Origin of the sequence: Desulfacinum hydrothermale DSM 13146 (assembly GCF_900176285.1) — a bacterium.
Lineage (GTDB): Bacteria > Desulfobacterota > Syntrophobacteria > Syntrophobacterales > DSM-9756 > Desulfacinum > Desulfacinum hydrothermale.
The window spans coordinates 99,485-118,457 of record NZ_FWXF01000010.1; the positions used below are offsets into that span (position 1 = coordinate 99,485).

Genomic DNA, 18,973 nt, shown 5'->3' on the forward strand with positions numbered 1-18,973 from the left:
CCTCCGAACGGCTCTGTCTAGGCCCCGCAGGCCTTCATGCTCAGATCCACGCAATCTTGCCCGAAATGTTGGCTCATGTCTTCCAAAAAGGAGGCGGTGGGATTCACCTGGAGCTTGGGATTGAGGGCGATCACCGCTTCGGCCTGTCCCTCCACGTCGATGTGCAGCAGGGTGCTGCACTGGCCCGGGTGGGTCACCAGCAGGTGCCGGAGCCGCTCCAGGGCGTCCCGGTCCAGTCGGTCCGCGCTCAGGTGGATGTGCACGGCTTCCACCGTCTGGGTCTGGGCATCGTCCAGGGTGAGAATGTTGTCGGCGAGGATCTTGGAGCCCTTTTCGTCATGCTGGATGGTGCCCAGAACCACCAGCGGTTCGTCTCCCTGGAGCAACTCCCGGGCGCGGCCATAGACCTCGGGAAAGGCCACCACCTCCAGGGTTCCGTTCCTGTCTTCCAGGCTCAGGAAGGCCATCCGCTCGCCCTTCTTGGTGGTGAGCTCCTTGGTGATGGAGAGCAAGCCGCACAGGATGGTTTTGGCCCCGTCCTTTCTTTCCCGCACCCTTTGGGTGTCGGCCGTGCACAGCTTTTGGATCTGATCGCGGTAGTGGTCCAGCGGATGGCCGGAGATGTAGAAGCCCAGGGCCTCCTTCTCAAACTGGAGCGCGGTTCGGGTGTCCCAAGGCGGAACGTCGGGAAGCTTGGGTTCCATGGCCTTGCCCTTCGACTTGGCCCGGAGCAGGTCGAACATGTTGATCTGGCCCGTCTGGCGGTCCCGCTGACGCGCCTGGGCCTTGTCCAAGGCCTCGTCCAGGGCGGCGAAGGTGCGGGCCCGGTCCGGGTGGATGGAATCGAAGGCGCCGCACTTGATGAGCTGTTCCAGAACGCGCCGGTTGACCCGGGAGGTGTCCACGCGGTCGCAGAAATCATGGATGGATCGAAACGGGCCGTCCTTCTTTCTTACGGCCAGAATGGCTTCGATGGCGCCTTCTCCCACGTTTTTCACCGCGCCCAGCCCGAAGCGGATCTTTCCTTCCACCACGGCGAAGTCCCGCTCACTCACGTTCACGTCCGGAGGCAGCACCGGGATGCCCTTTTCGCGGCATTCGTTGATGAGCTTCACCACCTGATCCGTGTTGCTCAGGAAGCTATTGAGCAGGGCCGCCATGAATTCCACCCGGTAGTGGGCCTTGAGGTAGGCGGTCTGGTAAGCGATGAGGGCATAGGCGGCGCTGTGGGATTTGTTGAAGCCGTATCCGGCGAACTTTTCCATCAAGTCGAAGATGTGATTGGCCTTGGCCAGATCGATCCCGTTTTCCTTGGCACCGGCCAGGAACCGTTCCCGCTGGGCCGCCATGACTTCCGGGATCTTTTTGCCCATGGCCCGGCGCAGGATATCGGCTTCGCCCAGGGTGTAGTTGGCCAGCACGCTGGCGATCTTCATCACCTGTTCCTGGTAGAGGATCACGCCGTAGGTGGGTTCCAGGATGGGCCGGAGCTGCTCCAGATCATAGGTGATGGGGATGCGGCCGTGCTTGCCGTCGATGTAGTTGTCCACCATGCCGCTTTCGATGGGACCGGGGCGGTAGAGGGCCACCAGGGCGACGATGTCGGCGAAGTTTTCCGGGCGAAGTCGCACCAGGATGTCCCGCATGCCCGAGCTTTCCAGCTGGAACACCCCGGTGGTGTCCGCGGCGCACAGGAGTTCAAAGGTCTTGGCATCGTCCAGGGGCAGGCGCTGCATGTCCAGGTCCACCCCGTGGTTTTTTCGGATGAGCTCCACGGCGTTCTGGATCACCGTGAGGTTGCGCAGCCCCAGGAAGTCGAACTTGATGAGCCCCGCCTTTTCCACGTACTTCATGGAAAACTGGGTCACCACCTCCCCTTCCTGGTCCCGGTAGAGGGGCATGTACTCCACGATGGGCTTGTCGCCGATCACCACCCCCGCCGCATGGGTGGAGGCGTGCCGGGTGAGGCCCTCCAGGGCGAAGGCGATCTCGAAGAGCTCTTTGATCTTGGGATCGTCGCGCTGGAGTTCCGCCAGGCGCGGCTCCAGTTCGAAGGCCTTCTTCAATGTCATGCCGGGAGCCGCGGGAATGAGCTTGGCGACCTTGTCCACCTCGTTGTAGGGCAGCGCCAGGGCACGGCCCACATCCCGGATGACCGCCTTGGCCTGCATGGTCCCGAAGGTGGTGATGTGGGCCACCTGGTCCTTGCCGTACTTTTCCGCCACGTAGCGAAAGACCTCGTCGCGGCCCAGGACGCAGAAGTCCACGTCGATATCGGGCATGCTGATACGTTCCTTGTTGAGGAACCGTTCGAAGATGAGCCCGTGCTCGATGGGATCCAGGTCCGTGATCCCCATGACATAGGCCACCAGGCTGCCGGCGGCCGACCCACGGCCCGGGCCCACGGGGATGCCCTTATCCTTGGCAAAGCCGATGAAATCCGCCACGATGAGAAAGTAGGCGGCGAAGCCCATCTCCTTGATCACGTCCATTTCATAGCGGAGCCGCTTCTCGTATTCGGTCCCATCCTGATCGGAAAAGTCGGGACGGCGGGATCGGATCTCCTCCAAACGCCTTCGAAAGCCTTCCTTCACAGTGCTTTCGAAGCGGTCTTCGATGGTTTCTCCGTTCTGCAGGGGAAAGACAGGGAAGTGGTATTCTCCCAGGGGAATCTCCAGGGAGCACATGTCGGCGATGCGCACGGTGTTTTCCAGCGCCTCCGGCACATGGGCGAATTCCCGGGCCATCTCGTCGGGGGACTTGAAGTAGAGCTGGTCCGTTCGGAACTTCATGCGCTTTTCATCCAGGATGTTCTTTCCGGTCTGGATGCAAAGCAGGATTTCGTGGGCCCGGGCATCGCTCTTTTTCAGATAGTGGCAGTCGTTGGTGGCCACCAGGGGGATGCCCAGTTCCCGGCCCAAAGCGATGAGCTTTTCGTTGACGATCGCCTGCTCCGGGATGCCGTTGGCCTGCATTTCCAGGTAGAAGTTCCCCGGTCCGAAAATCTCCTCGTATTCCCGGGCGGCCTTGGCCGCCGCGTCCGGGCGGTTGTGGTTCAGGTGAAAGGCCACTTCACCCTTGAGGCAGCTGGAAAGGGCCACCAGGCCCTGGCTGTGTTGGCGAAGCAACTCTTTGTCGGCCCGGGGCTTGTAGTAGAAGCCCTCCAAATGGGCCAGACTGACCACCTTCATGAGGTTCTTGTAGCCGGTGAGATCCTTGGCCAGAAGGACCAGGTGGTAGTTGCGATCCTCCTCCCCTTTGTTGCCCGTGGCCGCCTGGCGTTCATGTCGGCTTCGGGGAGCCAGGTAGATCTCGCAGCCGATGAGCGGTTTGATCCCCGCCTTTCGGGCCTTTTCATAGAATTCCAGGGCCCCGAACATGTTGCCGTGATCGGTCACGGCCACGGCAGGCATTCCAAATCCCTTGGCCGTCTCGATCAAATCCTGCAAACGGATGGCTCCGTCCAGGAGGCTGTATTGACTGTGCACATGCAGATGGACAAAGGGCGGCATCTGTCGATCCTCTGAAAGTGAAAGGTTCAGGAAAAAGGGCGCCAGGAAAAACGGTTGCTGCCCATGGGAATCTTCCCGCACCCGGGCTCCCGCTATCTTGTTTCCTGGCCCTTTACCCCTTCTCCCGTTTCGCTTTTCCTTCCGGTATGGCCTTGCGTTCGTAATTGAAAAGGGAATAGGGGGCATCGGCCCGATGGCGTCGGAAACCGCTCAAAATCCGCTGCCAGTCCTTGTCGTTCAAACGGGCGCCCCCTTCGCTCAGGTCGATCAAGAAGAGGCGGTAGCCCATGGCGCGAAGCTCCGGAAGCTTTTCGAACCAGCAGAAAGGGTGGTCGGCGAAAACGGTCGTCAAGGCTCCCTGACGCTCCACCATGTACTGATCGCCCCGGGCGGTGCGCACCGGAACCCCGGTCATGATCGCAGGCTGCAGCCGGGAGATGAAGAGAAAGGGCTGGCCGTAGACGGTCACCACGGGGATGGCCGGTACGGGATCCGCAATGAGCTCCCGGAGCTCCCCGCCGGTCACTTCCTGGGAGAGCACCGTATGGGTGCATCCCATATCGGCCAAGGCCGCCATGGCCGCCTTGTTGCGGATGTTCATTCGGGATCCGGCCCACAGGTGCAGTCCCTCCAGACCCTCCAGCCAGTCCCAATGGCCCCAGTTGTTGACCTCCCAGATGCGGTATCCCCGGGCGGCGAACCAGGCCACCGCTTTCCGATAATACTCCTCGTCCTTTTCCAGGACCACCGGGGGAAGGGACCAGCCGAAGCGCTTTTTCTGTGCCGGATGCAGGCGCCCCTTGGCCAGGCGTTCCAGGTTTTCCTTGGTGGCGGTGCAAAAAATCCATTGGGCCGGAGACTGGAGAGCCCGACTCAGGTCCTGGTGCCGTCCCACCTTGAGCACCAGAGTCTCCGCCAGGCGGCGTGCCTTGGGCCCCCTGTCCGCCGCTTCTTCCGGAATCCAGGCCTCGGCTTGAAACGCCTTTGAAAAGGTGAAGGGCTCCTGGCCTTCCCGTCGGATCCTTTTCCAGATTTCCGCGGGGGAGGTGGGCCTTCTGCCGATGCGGAAAAGACGTTCGCCCTCCACGGCCGAGGCCTTGGCGGCCACCACGACCGCCGGTCCCTGGGGGGGCGTTGGGTCCAGGGGATCTCCCGAAAGGGACTGGACGGCTTGGACCAAAAAAGGGGCCTTCTCACGGCCTTCCGCCGATTCCGGGCGCAGGCGGTCCCCGGCCTGCACGGACCGGCGAAGGTTCACCACCAGGCGATGGCCTTCCGCCTTGACGACGGTTCCCACCCACAAGCCGCTGGATCCGGACCGGTGGGGGCTGAGAATGGTCTCGCTGGGCGCGGCACCCAGAAAGCCGTCCGTGAGGCGCCGGGCGGGCGAAAGGGCCAACTGTTCCGTGGCCTTGCGGATTGCCTCACGCCGCCCGGCCGCAGGGGCGTCCAGCACCTGGCGATAGGCCTGGACCACCGTGGCGATGTAGTCGGCATCCTTCATACGCCCTTCGATCTTGAAGGACGCGATGCCCAGCTCCATGAGCTCAGGGAGCCGGGGAAGGGCGGAAAAATCGCCGCACGAAAAGAAGTAGCCCTGCTTGCGGCCCTGGCGAAACCGCAGGCGGCAGGGCTGGACGCACCGGCCCTGAAGGCCGCTGTGGCCCCCGCGGAAACTGCTGGCCAGGCACAGCCCGGAAAAGGAAAAACAGAGGGCGCCATGGACGAAGATCTCCAATTCCACGTCCGCACTACGGGTGATGTCCCGCAGTTCCTCCAGGCCCAGTTCCCGGGCCAGCACCACCCGGCGGGCCCCCAGGCGCTTCAGAGTACGCACTCCGGCACGGTTGTGGACCGCCGCCAGGGTGCTGGCATGCAACTTCAGGTGCGGGAAAAAACGGCGGCAAAGGAAGAAAAGGCCGGGATCCTGCACGATCAGCGCGTCCACGCCCAAATCGGACAGGGCCTGGAGAGTATCCAGCACCTGCGGCACTTCGGGGGCCGTCACCGTGCTGTTCATCGCCACATAGACGGACACGTGACGGGACCTGGCAAAGGGAAGCAACCGGCTCACTTCCTTCAGGGAAAAGTTGGCGGCGTGCGCCCGGGCACTCAGCTGCTTCAGGCCCAGATAGACGGCGTCCGCTCCGCTTTCCACGGCCGCCCAGAAGGCCTCCACGTGTCCTGCGGGGGCCAGCAGCTCGGGCTTTTGGAATCGGGCCGTGTCCCTGGGGGGCGGTCGCTTTGTGGCGCGTTTCCTTCGAGTCGAGGTTTTCGTCATGGGTGGTTCGGTTCTTCCCAAGCCTTGAGCTTTTCAATGAGTTCGATCAGAGCGGCCACGGAGGCCTCCAGGAGCCTTCTGCCCTTGTCCGGGCTGGCCGCCGGCGGGTTGCCCCATACGCCCGAACGCCAATAAGCGCGCTTGTTCCGCACCAGAATGTGGGCCGGGAAAGTGGGATAGGCCTCCTCGGCCGTTCCTTGTACCCACTTGGGATGCAGATGGAGCATGAGCGACGTTTCCACCTCGCCGGCATGGGAATCCCCCGGGGTTTCCTGAATGGTGCTCCAGGCGGCCCTTCCCAGATCCAGTACGGACAAGACGGCCATGCGAAGATCGGGGCATCGCTCCAGCAGTTCCTCTCCGGCGTCCAACAGCGTGGCCATGTGGGTGCCTCCCGCATGACCGCTCAGTAGGACCACCTGGCGCATCCCCTGACGGACGAATCCTTCCACCACGTCCAGGACGAGGGCCCGCAGGGTGGCGCTCCGGATGCCCACCGTGCCGGGATGAGCGCTGGAACTGCGGCACACGCCATACCACAAGGGGGGAGCCGACCAGACGGGGTGGCGTTGGGCCACGGCGTCGGCCAGGGCCTGGGCATGCAGGGTGTCCGTTCCCAGCGGCAAGTGGGGTCCGTGCTCTTCCAGAGAGCCGCAGGGCACGATGACCGTCGAGATACGATCCCGCTCCCTTTCGAAGAAGTCCATGGTGCATTGTTTGAGAATCGGCACAGGTGCCTCCCGACAGCGTTGGAAATCAGTTCACGGCATCTTCCTGTTCGGCATCCCTTCCTTATCCCGTTCGGACGCCGGGAGCAAGGCCGATCCCTTCTTGACGCGGACTCCTGCACGGGATAAGGATGGCCGAAGTAGAGCCTGGAAGTCGACTCGTGATGGGCCTTGCATTCATCAGGAAACGGGAGATTGGCATTACCCATGCAACTGCCGAACCTTCATCTCAGCCTCACGGTGGTGGCAGCCGTTGTCTTGTGCATCAATCTGCCTTTCGGCTACTGGCGCGCCCAGACGCAACGTTTTTCCAGGGGTTGGTTTCTGGCCATCCATGTTCCCGTGCCCTTGGTGGTGGGCCTGCGGATCGTGTCCGGCCTGGGCTGGCGCCTTGCCACCTTCCCGGTGCTCATCGGAGCCTTTTTCGCCGGGCAGCTGCTGGGCGGGCTCTTGTGTCGGCTCTCGGGTGGCAAAGGCGAAGGATCCCAATAGAGCGCGTTTCATCCTATGGTTTAGCATTCGACAACGGGAGGAAAACCATGGCAGCGAAAAAGATCCTCATGCTGGTGGGCGACTATGTGGAAGATTATGAGGTGATGGTTCCCTTTCAGATGCTCCTGATGGTGGGCCACACGGTCCACGCCGTCTGTCCGGACAAGAAGGCCGGCGAGACGGTCCGAACGGCCGTACACGATTTCGAAGGGGATCAAACCTACAGTGAAAAACCCGGCCACAATTTCCTCTTGAACGCCACCTTCGACGAAGTGAAACCCGAAGACTACGACGCCCTGGTGATTCCCGGGGGGCGGGCGCCGGAATACATTCGGCTGAACGAGCGGGTGTTGGACCTGGTGCGCCACTTCGCCCAGGCCGGAAAGCCCATCGCCTCCATCTGCCACGGCCAGCAGGTCCTGGTGGCCGCCGGCGTGGTGGAAGGAAAAGCCTGTACGGCCTACCCGGCGGTCAAGCCGGACCTGTTGCGTTCGGGAGCCAGCTGGGTGGAGGTGAACGAAACCTTCACCAACGCCCATGTGGACGGGAACCTGGTGACCGCCCCTGCCTGGCCCGCCCATCCCGAATGGATGCGCAAATTCCTGGAGCTTCTTGGAACCCGCATCGAGCCCTAGGAGCTTGCCTGACAATGGCCCCTTGGCCTTTTGTGGCTTTCTGAGAGGTTGAAATTCCACCGGCCCCAAGGTGTTTTGAATTCTCAGATAGTCTCGTAAGTGCCGGTTCGGAACCCGCCCCCATCAAAGCTCCAAAAACACCACGGGGCACAGTGGGATTTCAACTGGTTGACAATTTCCAATAAAGTCGGAAGGCCTTTATGGGACAGGCTTTTGGAGGAGGCCATGAGGTCATGATGGAACTTCTGGCCGTGGGCGCCGGCTCTTTCACCGTGGCCCTTTCGGGGGCCCTCATGCCCGGTCCGCTCTTTACCGTCACCATCGCCGAATCGACCCGCAGGGGCTTTCGAGCAGGCCCTCTCCTCATGACGGGCCATTCCCTGCTGGAACTGGCCGTGGTGGTGGCGGTGGTGCTGGGGCTGGGACCCTACCTCAAGATGCCCGCCGTGATGGCCCTAATCGCCCTTCTCGGCGGCGGGTTCTTGGTGTTCATGGGGGCGGACATGGTGAGGAGTGCCGCGGGGCTCTCCTTGGACCTGGCCGTCCACGATCCGCAATCCCCGCCGAAAGGGCGCCATCCCGTCCTGCTGGGAGCTCTCGCCAGCCTTTCCAACCCCTACTGGACCCTGTGGTGGGCCACCATCGGATTGGGTTACCTGGTGGCGTCCATGAAGCTGGGCGTCTGGGGGATCGGGGCCTTTTTCCTGGGACACATTGCGGCGGATTATGCCTGGTACAGCCTACTGTCGTTGGGGGTGAGCAAGGGCACCCGGTTCATGGGCGATGGAAGTTACCGGTGGATCGTTCGCTGCTGCGGAGTTTTCCTGGTCTTCTTCGGCGCCTGGTTCCTGTGGGCCGCCAAAGGGTTCTTGACCTGCTGGCTTGCCTGAGGATTGACGCAGCCCCCCCTTGGGCCGGGCTCCTCCCGATGGCTCTGGATGGGGCCTCGGCTTGCCTGCGGTCCACGTGAAACCACAGCCTGTTTGCCCCATGATGGCGTCCCCCCACTTCGGCGCCCCCGACGCGGCTTTCTGAGAGCCCAACAGCACACCAGCACACCAGGGCACAGGGGAAGTTCAACTCGTTGGAAATCCCCAAAAAAGTCGATGAAAGGCCGTTGTGGGAAAAACTCCGAAAGTGGGCCTTCGCCGAAGAAAAAAGCCGGCTCCGGCGCATCCTCGCATCGCGTGTCCTTTCCAGGGCGGGCGCGCTGGGGTCGAGAAGGCTTTACCGGATGGTTGCCAAGGGATAGAGTGCTTCTTGCGTGGCCATGGATTTGAGCCTGTCCAGCCTGGTGGGGCTCGGGAATGGGGGATGAAGGGCTTGGCGGCGTGCGGTCTTCCCCGGAAGCGGGGTCCTACATATGGGGTTGGGGCTTCCAAGATCAAAGAGGGAGTGGAAGTACGGTTTTACGAAGACCATAGGAGGTCAAACCATGACAGAGGCCGTGAAACAGCTCATTTCGACCACCCGTGCCCTCATGGAATACATGGACCAGGAATTCGTCTTCGATAAGATGGGCGATGCCGGCTGCGGCGGGGTGGATCCCTATCGTTCCGAGACCTTCGACGAGCTCATCCGGGCCGTTCAGGCCGCTCTGAAGGAGGTGGACGGGGCCTCATGCGAATAAGGCGTCCGGCAAGGCCTTAGGGGGAGTACGGCGCCGCTGCTCGCTTGGCCGGTTCGGCGCTGTGGCGCCGGTGAAAGTAGCGGCCGCTGATGCAAAGCGCCGATGCCGTCCCCACGAAGCGGATCATCTCAGGAAGCGAGATGCGGTCGTTGAAGGCGCCCAGGTGGGGGCCGGTGTGCAGCACGATGTCTTCCGCACCCCGCCGGTAACGGAGCGCTTCATGGGGCGACAGGCCCCGCTCCATCAGAAAATCGCGGAATTCGTCGTCGGCCATCTGTTCCTGGTCGGGCACTCGCAGGATCTCTTCCATGTGCCGGTCCACACCCATTTCTTCGATCATTCGATGGGCCAGGTGATCCAGGTCCCAGCCGGGTTCCGGAGCCGGAAGGCCTCCCGTAACACCTTCATAATACCTTTCAAAAACGCTTCGGAGGATCTTTTTCAAAAGCGGCGGGTCGAAAAGGTCCCGGGCGTCCACGGGGGACCCGTCCGGCTGGAGCCCCCTTCGGCGCGGATCCCGGTTGCGGAAGTAGCTTCCCGCCACCAGCAGAAGGCTCAAAAGGTGCATCCCCACCTGTTCGTAGATGGACACGCCCGAGGCACCCGCGGGTTCCAGGTGTTCCAGGTCGCGGATTCCGGAAAGGCCGAAGTTGGGAAAATCACACGATTCCAGCCAGCGGTCCAACCGTCCGCCCCGTGGCCACCGGTAGAGCCCCCCGTCGTTTCGACGGTGCCGCTGAACGCGGTTGTGGAAAAGGGGGATGGGGGCGGTGTGCACCACCCCTCGGGATAGCAGCCTGCCCAGGAGCAGGGCATTTCGAGAAAGGAACTTCAAAAAGACGGCCTTGGAAAGGAGGCGCCCCTCACATGGCTGGTTGGGGTAGTGGAAGTAACCGTTCGGCGCTTGGAAGGCCACGGCCCATCGAGCCTTCTCTAAGCCGGGCGAAAGGGGCGCTCCGGTGTGACGGAGCCGAAACAGCCACCGCCCGTCCAGGGACAGCGGCAACGGGATCTTGCCCAAACGGCCCAAACGGGTCTCTTCCCAGGACCAGAGAAGCCGCATCCAGCCGATCTCCCGCACAAGCAGTCCCGCTGCCTCCTCGTCCTGGGCCGTCTTCACCACCAGGATTCCCCCGCTTTTCCGGACCCACACCAGGCTGCGCCCCTTGGGAAACCATCTCCCGGAGCGGCCGGCACCTGTTGGAGCTTCCGGCCGGAAAGTGGGCACCTGCCTCAATCGATTCAGGAGATCCGGGAGGGCCACTGGAAGGGCGTGGGAACGATCGTCTGTGGGCATGGACGGGGGATTGGTCTCCAACGGCAGGCTTCCCAGCACCTGGCAAGCGGCCTGCTGGCAGGGGTCTTGCCCTTCCAGGGCCAGCGATTCCAGTACTCTTCGGGCATGTTCCACCACGTCCCGTCTGGGGCAGGCCTCCACGATGCAGCGAAGCCCCATGGCCGCTTCCTTACAAAAGAAAAAAGCCTGGCGCTGCTTGAGATAGGGCGGGTGCACCAGGAGGCGGCGAACGAGGCGAATGGTTTCGTGGTCGGCGGAGCCCGGATTGTGGAGAAGAAACCGATTCAGTTCCTGAACCTTCAAGTAGGCTCCACCGAAATCCAAAGGCCGCGGGCGAAGTTCGTTCTTAAGGCGCTCCAGATCTCGGTTGGGCGAGAAGGCTTTTGGTGAAAAACCATTCATGCCCGTCTCTCCGCCACCGTCTCCCACCCTTCCTTTCCCTCCAGTCCCCGGCAGAAGGCCAGTGCGGCCTTTCCCAATGCGTGGGCCGTGTAGCCGCCTTCCAGCAAAGCGAAGAGACGGCCGCGTGCCTTCCGGCGCGCCGTCTCGCCAAGAACCCGCCCTATGCGGTGATAGTCCCCGTTGGTCAACAGATTTCCCCAGTCCTGGACGTGGAGGTCAAAACCGGCCGAGACCCCGATGACATCCACGGGCCCGAGCTCCTCCAGCCGGCTCTCCAATCGATCCATCAAGTCAGCCCCGTCGGCCAGGGTCATGTCCACCAGGTGGACCCGGGAATCATCGCCCAGGATCTCCGCCGTTCCATCGGCCCGGTGCATGTCGATGTCCACCACGGCGGCGCTCTTTGCCAGCCCCTTTTCCAGAAGGGACAAGACGGCCACGGCCATGTTGTTGAAAAAACAAAAACCGCCGTAACGGTTGCGACCCGCGTGATGGCCGGGGGGGCGGATGGCGGCGAAAGCGCATCGACCGGACAGGGCCAGTTGCGCCGCGCACAGGGCCCCGCCCGCCGCCAGGAAGGCCGCCGCCAGAACATCCAGGCCTTCCAGCTGGACACGCACCAGTTGTTCCGGATCGTGGGCTCTCAGGATGTCCGCCTTGGAGGCCGGTTCCGGAGTGACGACCGGGTAGAATTCCTTGAGTTTGGAGAAGACGGCGCGGGCCCGCGCCGGGGTTTCCACAGCACCGGTGGGATAGCGCTTGAGGTAGCCGTCGTGAAAGACAAGGGTCAGCATGAGGGATCATCCGTTGTGTGATCGGTCGCTGGATTGTTCTCGTAGGGACTTCGAGATGTGACCACTTCTTTGAGTCTTTCCGCAATGGCATGGTACAGGGCCAGGGTCTGCGGGGATCCGTAGCCCTTGTCGGCGTGGATGAAGACGGGCTGCCCGTTTCCGTACTTGAGCTTGGACGAGACCACCACGTAGGGGATGTGGCGTTCCTTGGCGCATTCATGGACCAGTTGGATGAAATGGCCTCGGATCAGGATGAGATCCGGCGTTTGGAACTGCGGGTGCAGGTGGTAGGCGAAGGCCTGTTCCCGGGGAAATTGGCGGATTTCCACACGGAGCCCGTGGCGCGCGCAGATCTTTTGAAGCAGCTTTCCGTCCAGTCCGCAGTGAAGCATGTAGAGAAGAAGCGGCCGGTCGGGCGGCCCGACGGGTTCGGGCTTTTCTTTCTTTTCTTCTTCCTTCATGGTGCCCACCTTTTCCGTTTTGACTTTGTGCAATCATTATATCACCAGGAGGCGAGCGCCGACACCTTGGTGCGGGATGTGTGCCCGACGCGGTGCCAAAGCCCAATGGAACGGTCCATCCATCCCGGCTGATTCCGTCGCACTTTTTCCCTTGACAGGGGGTTGTGGAAGAGTTTATGAGCACCCTGAATGATGGTTCATTCATAAGCACGGTGTACATTCACCCGGGAGGTGGGGCCATCGCTCGCAATAACCACAAAAATTCCGACAAGCGCCGGCGCATCTTGGATGCCGCGGTGAGCGTGTTCGCCGAAAAGGGATTCTTCCAGTCCAAGGTGTCTGAAATCGCTCGCATGGCCGGCGTGGCCGACGGCACCATCTATCTCTACTTCAAAAACAAGGACGACCTGCTCATCTCCATCTTCGAAGAGAAGATGCAGGAAATCAACGTCACCTTCCGCCGGGCATTGGAGGAGGAAAAGGATGCTCGGGCCCGGTTCCGAAAGCTCATCCACATGCATCTGGCCGGCTTTCAGGCCTATCCGGAACTGGCCGCCGTGCTCCAAGTGGAGCTGCGACAGAGCAGCCGATTCATGCGCGGCTACAAGAAGGTGGAGTTGAAAAAATACCTGGATTTCATTGGAGAAGTCATAGAACAGGGTCAAAAAGAGAGGGCTTTCCGCCCGGATATCCCGCTGGGGCTGGCCAAGCGGCTGGTCTTCGGCACCTTGGACGAGGTGGTCTCCACGTGGGTGTTGGCCGGTCGGCCCTATGACCTGGAAACTTTGGCGGATCCCATCGTGGATCTTTTCCTCCGGGGGATCCAGCGGGAACCCTCCGGGACGAAGACGGAAACCGAGCGTCGGTGACGGCTTCCAGGAGCCGGGAACGGACACAGCGATCAAGAAGGGGAGGAGACGGTCATGAAACTGCTGGTGGATGAAAGGGACCTCAAGTTCGTTCTTTACGAACAACTGAAGGCGGAGGATCTCTGCAAGTATCCCAAGTGGGAAGAGTATTCCAAGGAAATGTTCGACATGGCCTTGGAACAGGCCGAAAAGCTGGCCGAGCAAGAATTTTATCCCACCAACAAGAAGGGTGACCAGGAAGGCTGCCGCTATGAAAACGGCGTGGTCAAGGTCCCCGAATGCTTTCATCAGCCCTATCGGCTCTACTGCGAGGGCGGATGGCTGGCCATGGCCGATGATCCGGAAGTGGGCGGTCAGGGCTTTCCCGCCACGGTGGCCAACGCCTGCGTGGAATTCTTTGCCGCCGCCAACTGGGCCCTGCTCATGTACCCGGGCCTGACCCATGGGGCCGCCCGTCTGCTCGAGAAGTACGGCACGCCGGAGCTGCAGGAAAAGTACATGTACAAAATGTTTTCCGGCGAATGGGGCGGCACCATGTGCCTGACGGAGGCCGGCGCGGGAAGCGACGTGGGCAACCTCCGCACCAAGGCCGTTCCCGTGGGAGACGGCACCTACAAGATCGAAGGCCAGAAGATCTTCATCTCCTCGGGCATGCACGATCTGACGGAAAATATCGTGCACATGGTGCTGGCCCGGATCGAAGGGGCCCCCAAGGGGACCAAGGGCATCTCCATCTTCCTGGTGCCCCGCCTGCTGGTGGACGACAACGGCAACCTGGTGGACAACGACGTGCATTGCGCCGGTATCGAGCACAAGATGGGCATCCACGGCTCCTCCACGTCCGTTTTGAACTTCGGTGAAAACGGAAAGTGCATCGGCTACCTGATGGGCCAGGAAAACAAGGGCATGCGCATCATGTTCGACATGATGAACGAAGCCCGTCTCTTCGTGGGTATGCAGGGACAGGGCCATGCCAGCGCCGCCTATCTGCATGCGCTGCAATACGCCAAGGAGCGCATCCAGGGCACGCCCGTGGAGCGCATGAAGGACCCGGGAGCCGAACGGGTGGCCATCATCAACCATCCGGACGTGCGCCGCATGCTCATGTTCATGAAGGCCAGCACGGAAGGTGTGCGCGGCCTGCTCCATCTCACGGCCTATTGCATCGACCGGGCCGAGGTGGCCGAATCCGAAGAGGAACGGGAGCTCTACCAGGGCTACGTGGATCTGCTCATCCCCATCGTCAAATCCATGGGAAGCGACCTGGGCTTCCGGGTGTGCGAGACGGCCGTGCAGGTTTACGGCGGTTACGGCTACACCAGCGAATACCCGGTGGAGCAGTTCCTGCGTGATTGCAAGATCGCTGCCCTCTACGAAGGCACCAACGGCATCCAGGCGCTGGACTTGGTGGGCCGCAAGATTGCCATGAAGCGCGGCCGACTCTTCAAGAACGCCGTCAAGTTCAGCCGCGAGATGGTGGCCAAGTTCAAAAAGAATTACCGCATGCGGGAAATGATCGAGATCTACGAAGAGGCGGCCGAAAGCCTGCTGCAGGTCACCAAGTTCTTCGGGCTCAAGGGCATGACCGACGAATTCCACGTGCCCCTTCTCTACGCCAAGCCCTACCTGGATCTGTTCGGCGACGTGGCCATCGGCCTCAACTTCCTGTGGCAGGCCTACATCGCCGACCGCAAGCTCCAGGAGATCTTCGCCGACCACAACGCCAAGGACGAAAAGGCCCAGCGCGAGCTGCTGGAATCGAACCGCAGCGCCGCCTTCTATGCGGGCAAGATCGCGTCGGCCAAGTTCTGGATGAGCCAGGTGCTTACCCAGGCTTCGGGCAAGGCGCGCGGCATCATGCTGAGCGACAAGTCGCCGCTTGACATTCCGGAGACCGGTTTCGCGCTGGTCTAGAGGTGGATCTCACAAAACGGGGAAGCCACCGGGCCCCGGGCCCCGGCTTCCCCGCCCTGACGCTCAACGAAGGAGGAAGTCTCATGAAAGCGAGAGACGTGGTAGTGGTGGACGGCATTCGCACAGCATTCGGCAAGGCCGGTGAAAGGGGCATTTTTTGGATGACCCGCGCCGACGACATGGTGGTGAAGGTCATTCGGGAATTGATGCGCCGCAATCCCCAGGTGAAGCCCGAGATGGTGGAAGAAAACGTCTGGGGCGCCACCACCCAGGAAGGCGACCAGGGGCTCACCATGGGCCGCACCACGGCCATCCTGGCCGGGCTGCCCGTGGCCACGGCGGGCTATTCCGTGGACCGCATGTGTGCGGGCGGCATGACGGCCGTCGCCTGCGCCGCCTCGGAGATCGCCGTGGGTGCCTGTGATGTGGCCATCGCGGGCGGTGTGGAACACATGGGCCACCATCCCATGGGCGCCACGGCGGATCCCAACCCCCGGTTCCTCACGGAAAAGCTGGTATCCCAAGATGCTCTGGTCATGGGAAAGACCGCCGAAAACCTGCATGACATGTTTCCTGAGATCACCAAGGAAATGGCGGATGAGTACTCGCTCCTGTGCCAGAAGAAGACCGCCAAGGCCTACCAAGAAGGCAAGATCCAGAAGATGATCGTCCCCATGACCGTCTACACCAAGAACGGCTGGAAGGTGGCCGACCGGGACGAGCAGCCGCGCCCCGAAACCACCATGGAAGGTCTGGCCAACCTGCGCACGCCCTTCCGCGTCAAAGGCAAGGTGACCCCCGGAAACGCCTCCGGCTTGAACGACGGTGCCTGCGGCGTCCTGCTCATGAGCGAAGAAAAGGCCAAGGAGCTGGGTCTCAAGCCCAAGATGCGCCTGGTGGGCTATGCCTTTGCAGGCGTCAAGCCCGAGATCATGGGCTACGGGCCCATTCCCTCCACCAAGAAGGTGCTCGCCCGCACCGGCCTCAAGTTCGAAGACCTGGACGTGGTTGAGCTCAATGAAGCCTTTGCGGTGCAGGCCATTGCCTACATGAAGGAATTCGGCATGAAGTTTCCCGATGACAAGCGCCTCAACCCCTACGGCGGCGCCATCGCTTTCGGACACCCTCTGGCCTCTTCCGGACCGCGCTTGGTGGTGCACCTCATGCACTACTTCGAAGAACATCCGGAAGCCCGGTACGGCCTGGCCACCATGTGCGTGGGGCTGGGTCAGGGTGGTTCGATCATCTGGGAAAACGTGCAGAACACCAAATCCGAATAGGGTGAGGCAAGGAGGGAACGTCATGGGCGAACCGGTAACCCAATTTCTGGTCAACTTTTGGAACTCCCCCGTGGGCAAGATCGCCATCGTGACCATGGACAACGGTCGCGACTACAAGAAGCCCAACGTCTTCAGCGAAGCGGCCCTCATGTCGCTCAACCAAGCCATCGATCAGGTGCTGGCCGAAAGCGATGTGAAAGGCCTCATGCTCACGGGCAAACCCCACATCTTCGCTGCCGGCGCGGATCTGACCCAGGTGCCCTTCGTGACCACCTTCGAACAGGGCTACCAGATCGGCAAGAACGGCCACACCATCATGAAGCGTCTCATGGATCTGCCCTTCCCGACGCTGGCCGCCTACAACGGCGTGGCCCTGGGTGGCGGGCTGGAGATCGGCCTCTATTGCAACTATCGCACCGTGGCCAAGAGCGTGCCGGCCATGGGATTCCCGGAATGCTTCATCGGGCTCATCCCCGGCTGGGGCGGGTGCACCCTGGCCACCAAGCTGATCGGCCCGGAAAAGGCCCTGGAGCTCATCGTCTTCAACGCGCTCAACCAGAACCGAATGATCAACGGCCCCAAGGCCTACGAAATGGGCCTGGCGGACCGGTTGTTCGACGGCGCCGAATTCTTCGACGAGTCGCTCCAGTTCCTGGTGAACATCATTGCCGGCAAGGAGAAGGTGGAGCGGCAGGCGCCCAAGACCACCAACCTGAAGACCGTCGTCAGCAAGGCCAAGGCCTTTGTGGACAGCAAGGTCCACGGTGCGGCCCCGGCTCCCTACCGGGCCATTGAGCTGGTGGAAGGGGCCGTCAAGTGGGACATCGACCAGGGATTCGAGGAAGAGAACAAGGCCCTGGGCGACCTGGTCAAGAGCCGCCAGTGCAAGTGCTCCATCTACGCCTTCGACCTGGTCAACCGCTATGCCAAGAAGGTCAAGGGCATCCCGGACGTGAAGCCCAAGCCCGTCAAGAAGGTGGGCATCATCGGCGCCGGCCTCATGGCCTCCCAGCTGGCCCAGGTCTTCATCTACCGGCTGGGCGTGCCCGTGGTGATGAAGGACATCAAGCAGGAATTCGTGGACAAGGGCGTGGCCTACGTGCGCGGAGAATTCCAGAAGATGGTGGAAAAGGGCCGCATGCCCGAAGCCCGCGCCCGTCACCTTTCCAGCCTGGTCGAAGGCACCTTGAGCTACGATGATTTCGCCGATTGCGACTTCGTAATCGAAGCCGTCTTCGAACGGATGGACATCAAGAAACAGGTTTTCGCCGAGGTCGAGGCGGTGGTCAGTCCCGAGTGTATCCTGGCGACCAACACCTCCTCGCTCAGTGTCACCGAAATGGGATCGGATCTGAAACACCCGCAGCGGGTGGTTGGCTTCCACTTCTTCAATCCCGTTGCCGTGCTGCCGCTGGTGGAAGTCATCAAGACGCCCCAGACCGATGACCAAACGTTGGCCACCGCCTTCGACCTGGCGAAAAAACTCAAAAAGACCGGCGTGTTGGTCAAGGACGCCCCGGCCTTCCTGGTGAACCGCCTGCTCACCAAGATGCTTTCCGACTGTCTCACCATGGTGGACGAAGGCGCCGATTTCATCCAGGTGGACGAGGCCCTGCTGGCCCTGGGCATGCCCATGGCCCCCTTCGATCTGCTGGCCCTGGTGGGATTTCCCGTGGCCTACCACGTGTGCGAAACGCTCAACCGCGCCTTCGGGCCTGAGCGCTTCCCGGTCAACGCCAACTTCAAGAAGCTCATCGACGCCGGTATTTCCAGCATCTACGTGCCGGGCTCCAAGGTGAAGAAGGTCAACCCGGAAGTGGCGAAGCTCTGGGAAAAGAAGGGCGACAAGGAGTTCCATCCCGACGAGATCCGCGACCGGGTGCTGCACAACCTGGCTCGCGAAATCGACCTGATCCTCGAGGAAAAGGTGGTGGACAGCTCCCGGGATGTGGACCTGGCCATGATCATGGGTGCCGGCTGGCCCTTCTTCATGGGCGGCATCACCATGTATCTGGACATGGCGGGTATCACCCCCAAGGTGCTCCAGAAGGTCTTCTTCAGCTTCTAAAAGGCAAGGTCAAAACAGGGGAAAGACCCAAGGAACCTCCCAGGCCTTTCCCTCCCAAAAGGTTCGGGAACGCCCCCCCGGGGGCGTTCCCCCACGGCCTGCGGGCGGGGCCGGACCGAATGGGGAAGGCGGTCTGGTACCGTCCGAAACCCGACGGCCTTCGGGCCGTCGGGCATCTTCACAAAGCGGGTTCCGCCCGACCCGGTTGGAGGGGCTGGGAGAGGGCGATACGGGGCGGCTGCCACCAGGGCGGCCGCCCGCCCTTTTTCACCCTCGCTGTTTCCCTTCAGGTGTGCGCCTCCCACGTCCCCGTCCGCCGCCTCACCCCGAGGCCATTTGCCCACGGGCCCATCGACCGCAACCGCAGGGAAGTCTCTCGCTCCCACAAACGACCGGAAAACGCGGCTCCACGCACCCTCCGTACTCCTGGTGTCCCAGCCAGGAAGGGCGCGGTTGCGATGACCTAGGAATCCCCCCACCCACACAGTCCAAATGTCATGGAATGAGGCCCATTTGGGCCGGAACCGGATGGCATCATCGAAAATCTTTTCAGAAACGCCCCAATACGATAGGATAAATCAGTAGATCTTGACGTTGCTTCGATGTCTTC

The 18,973-nt window shown here is 61.8% G+C and carries 14 protein-coding genes; 8 read left to right on the forward strand and 6 right to left on the reverse strand.

Annotated features, from left to right (window positions below):
* Positions 1 to 17: 17 nt before the first annotated feature.
* The 3 genes from dnaE to B9A12_RS10250 all read right to left on the reverse strand — a co-directional run bounded on the left by dnaE (position 18) and on the right by B9A12_RS10250 (position 6,524).
* The gene (gene dnaE, locus B9A12_RS10240; protein ID WP_084057821.1) at positions 18 to 3,512 is read right to left on the reverse strand and encodes a DNA polymerase III subunit alpha; all 3,495 of its coding nucleotides are present in this window, start codon (positions 3,510 to 3,512) and stop codon (positions 18 to 20) included.
* Between the two features lie 112 nt (positions 3,513 to 3,624).
* The gene (locus B9A12_RS17820; RefSeq protein WP_084057795.1) at positions 3,625 to 5,793 is read right to left on the reverse strand and encodes a peptidase U32 family protein; all 2,169 of its coding nucleotides are present in this window, start codon (positions 5,791 to 5,793) and stop codon (positions 3,625 to 3,627) included.
* Positions 5,790 to 6,524 carry a creatininase family protein gene (locus tag B9A12_RS10250; protein WP_245802414.1) on the reverse strand — a complete coding sequence of 245 codons (735 nt, stop codon included), beginning with the start codon at positions 6,522 to 6,524 and terminating at the stop codon, positions 5,790 to 5,792. The genes B9A12_RS17820 and B9A12_RS10250 overlap by 4 nt, the downstream gene beginning before the upstream one ends.
* A 204-nt stretch (positions 6,525 to 6,728) precedes the next feature.
* On the opposite strand from B9A12_RS10250, the gene B9A12_RS10255 reads away from it, so the two are divergent.
* The 4 genes from B9A12_RS10255 to B9A12_RS10270 all read left to right on the forward strand — a co-directional run bounded on the left by B9A12_RS10255 (position 6,729) and on the right by B9A12_RS10270 (position 9,278).
* Entirely contained in the window at positions 6,729 to 7,013 is a 285-nt protein-coding gene (locus tag B9A12_RS10255) for a hypothetical protein (protein ID WP_084057796.1), read from the forward strand.
* Between the two features lie 47 nt (positions 7,014 to 7,060).
* The gene (locus tag B9A12_RS10260) at positions 7,061 to 7,648 is read left to right on the forward strand and encodes a DJ-1/PfpI family protein (RefSeq protein WP_084057797.1); all 588 of its coding nucleotides are present in this window, start codon (positions 7,061 to 7,063) and stop codon (positions 7,646 to 7,648) included.
* A gap of 233 nt (positions 7,649 to 7,881) precedes the next feature.
* On the forward strand, positions 7,882 to 8,538 hold the full coding sequence (locus B9A12_RS10265; protein ID WP_212636903.1) for a LysE family transporter: 657 nt from the start codon (positions 7,882 to 7,884) through the stop codon (positions 8,536 to 8,538).
* 545 nt (positions 8,539 to 9,083) lie between these two features.
* Positions 9,084 to 9,278 carry a hypothetical protein gene (locus B9A12_RS10270; RefSeq protein WP_084057798.1) on the forward strand — a complete coding sequence of 65 codons (195 nt, stop codon included), beginning with the start codon at positions 9,084 to 9,086 and terminating at the stop codon, positions 9,276 to 9,278.
* A gap of 16 nt (positions 9,279 to 9,294) precedes the next feature.
* Here the strand turns inward: B9A12_RS10270 and B9A12_RS10275 are convergent, their stop codons facing one another.
* Genes B9A12_RS10275 through B9A12_RS10285 form a run of 3 tightly spaced genes read right to left on the reverse strand, consistent with a single transcriptional unit; the run spans position 9,295 to position 12,232 of the window.
* Positions 9,295 to 10,977, reverse strand: coding sequence for a SidJ-related pseudokinase (locus B9A12_RS10275; RefSeq protein ID WP_084057799.1), 1,683 nt, complete (start codon positions 10,975 to 10,977; stop codon positions 9,295 to 9,297).
* On the reverse strand, positions 10,974 to 11,771 hold the full coding sequence (locus tag B9A12_RS10280) for a histone deacetylase family protein (protein WP_084057800.1): 798 nt from the start codon (positions 11,769 to 11,771) through the stop codon (positions 10,974 to 10,976). The genes B9A12_RS10275 and B9A12_RS10280 overlap by 4 nt, the downstream gene beginning before the upstream one ends.
* Positions 11,765 to 12,232 carry a hypothetical protein gene (locus B9A12_RS10285; protein WP_139796587.1) on the reverse strand — a complete coding sequence of 156 codons (468 nt, stop codon included), beginning with the start codon at positions 12,230 to 12,232 and terminating at the stop codon, positions 11,765 to 11,767. The genes B9A12_RS10280 and B9A12_RS10285 overlap by 7 nt, the downstream gene beginning before the upstream one ends.
* A gap of 212 nt (positions 12,233 to 12,444) precedes the next feature.
* Here B9A12_RS10285 and B9A12_RS10290 point away from each other — a divergent pair, with 212 nt between their 5' ends.
* The 4 genes from B9A12_RS10290 to B9A12_RS10305 all read left to right on the forward strand — a co-directional run bounded on the left by B9A12_RS10290 (position 12,445) and on the right by B9A12_RS10305 (position 18,363).
* Positions 12,445 to 13,101, forward strand: a complete 657-nt coding sequence (locus B9A12_RS10290) for a fatty acid metabolism transcriptional regulator FadR (protein ID WP_342752490.1) — start codon at positions 12,445 to 12,447, stop codon at positions 13,099 to 13,101.
* 54 nt (positions 13,102 to 13,155) lie between these two features.
* The gene (locus B9A12_RS10295) at positions 13,156 to 15,015 is read left to right on the forward strand and encodes an acyl-CoA dehydrogenase (protein WP_084057803.1); all 1,860 of its coding nucleotides are present in this window, start codon (positions 13,156 to 13,158) and stop codon (positions 15,013 to 15,015) included.
* 83 nt (positions 15,016 to 15,098) lie between these two features.
* On the forward strand, positions 15,099 to 16,295 hold the full coding sequence (locus B9A12_RS10300; protein ID WP_084057804.1) for a thiolase family protein: 1,197 nt from the start codon (positions 15,099 to 15,101) through the stop codon (positions 16,293 to 16,295).
* A 22-nt stretch (positions 16,296 to 16,317) separates the two neighbouring features.
* Entirely contained in the window at positions 16,318 to 18,363 is a 2,046-nt protein-coding gene (locus B9A12_RS10305) for a 3-hydroxyacyl-CoA dehydrogenase NAD-binding domain-containing protein (RefSeq protein ID WP_084057805.1), read from the forward strand.
* Positions 18,364 to 18,973: the final 610 nt, after the last annotated feature.

Bases quoted from the DNA above. Each gene is read 5' to 3' on its own strand.
- dnaE (WP_084057821.1), bottom strand. From the start codon at position 3,512: ATGCCGCCCTTTGTCCATCTGCATGTGCACAGTCAATACAGCCTCCTG.
- B9A12_RS17820 (WP_084057795.1), bottom strand. From the start codon at position 5,793: ATGACGAAAACCTCGACTCGAAGGAAACGCGCCACAAAGCGACCGCCC.
- B9A12_RS10255 (WP_084057796.1), top strand. From the start codon at position 6,729: ATGCAACTGCCGAACCTTCATCTCAGCCTCACGGTGGTGGCAGCCGTT.
- B9A12_RS10260 (WP_084057797.1), top strand. From the start codon at position 7,061: ATGGCAGCGAAAAAGATCCTCATGCTGGTGGGCGACTATGTGGAAGAT.
- B9A12_RS10265 (WP_212636903.1), top strand. From the start codon at position 7,882: ATGATGGAACTTCTGGCCGTGGGCGCCGGCTCTTTCACCGTGGCCCTT.
- B9A12_RS10270 (WP_084057798.1), top strand. From the start codon at position 9,084: ATGACAGAGGCCGTGAAACAGCTCATTTCGACCACCCGTGCCCTCATG.
- B9A12_RS10275 (WP_084057799.1), bottom strand. From the start codon at position 10,977: ATGAATGGTTTTTCACCAAAAGCCTTCTCGCCCAACCGAGATCTGGAG.
- B9A12_RS10280 (WP_084057800.1), bottom strand. From the start codon at position 11,771: ATGCTGACCCTTGTCTTTCACGACGGCTACCTCAAGCGCTATCCCACC.
- B9A12_RS10285 (WP_139796587.1), bottom strand. From the start codon at position 12,232: ATGAAGGAAGAAGAAAAGAAAGAAAAGCCCGAACCCGTCGGGCCGCCC.
- B9A12_RS10295 (WP_084057803.1), top strand. From the start codon at position 13,156: ATGAAACTGCTGGTGGATGAAAGGGACCTCAAGTTCGTTCTTTACGAA.
- B9A12_RS10300 (WP_084057804.1), top strand. From the start codon at position 15,099: ATGAAAGCGAGAGACGTGGTAGTGGTGGACGGCATTCGCACAGCATTC.
- B9A12_RS10305 (WP_084057805.1), top strand. From the start codon at position 16,318: ATGGGCGAACCGGTAACCCAATTTCTGGTCAACTTTTGGAACTCCCCC.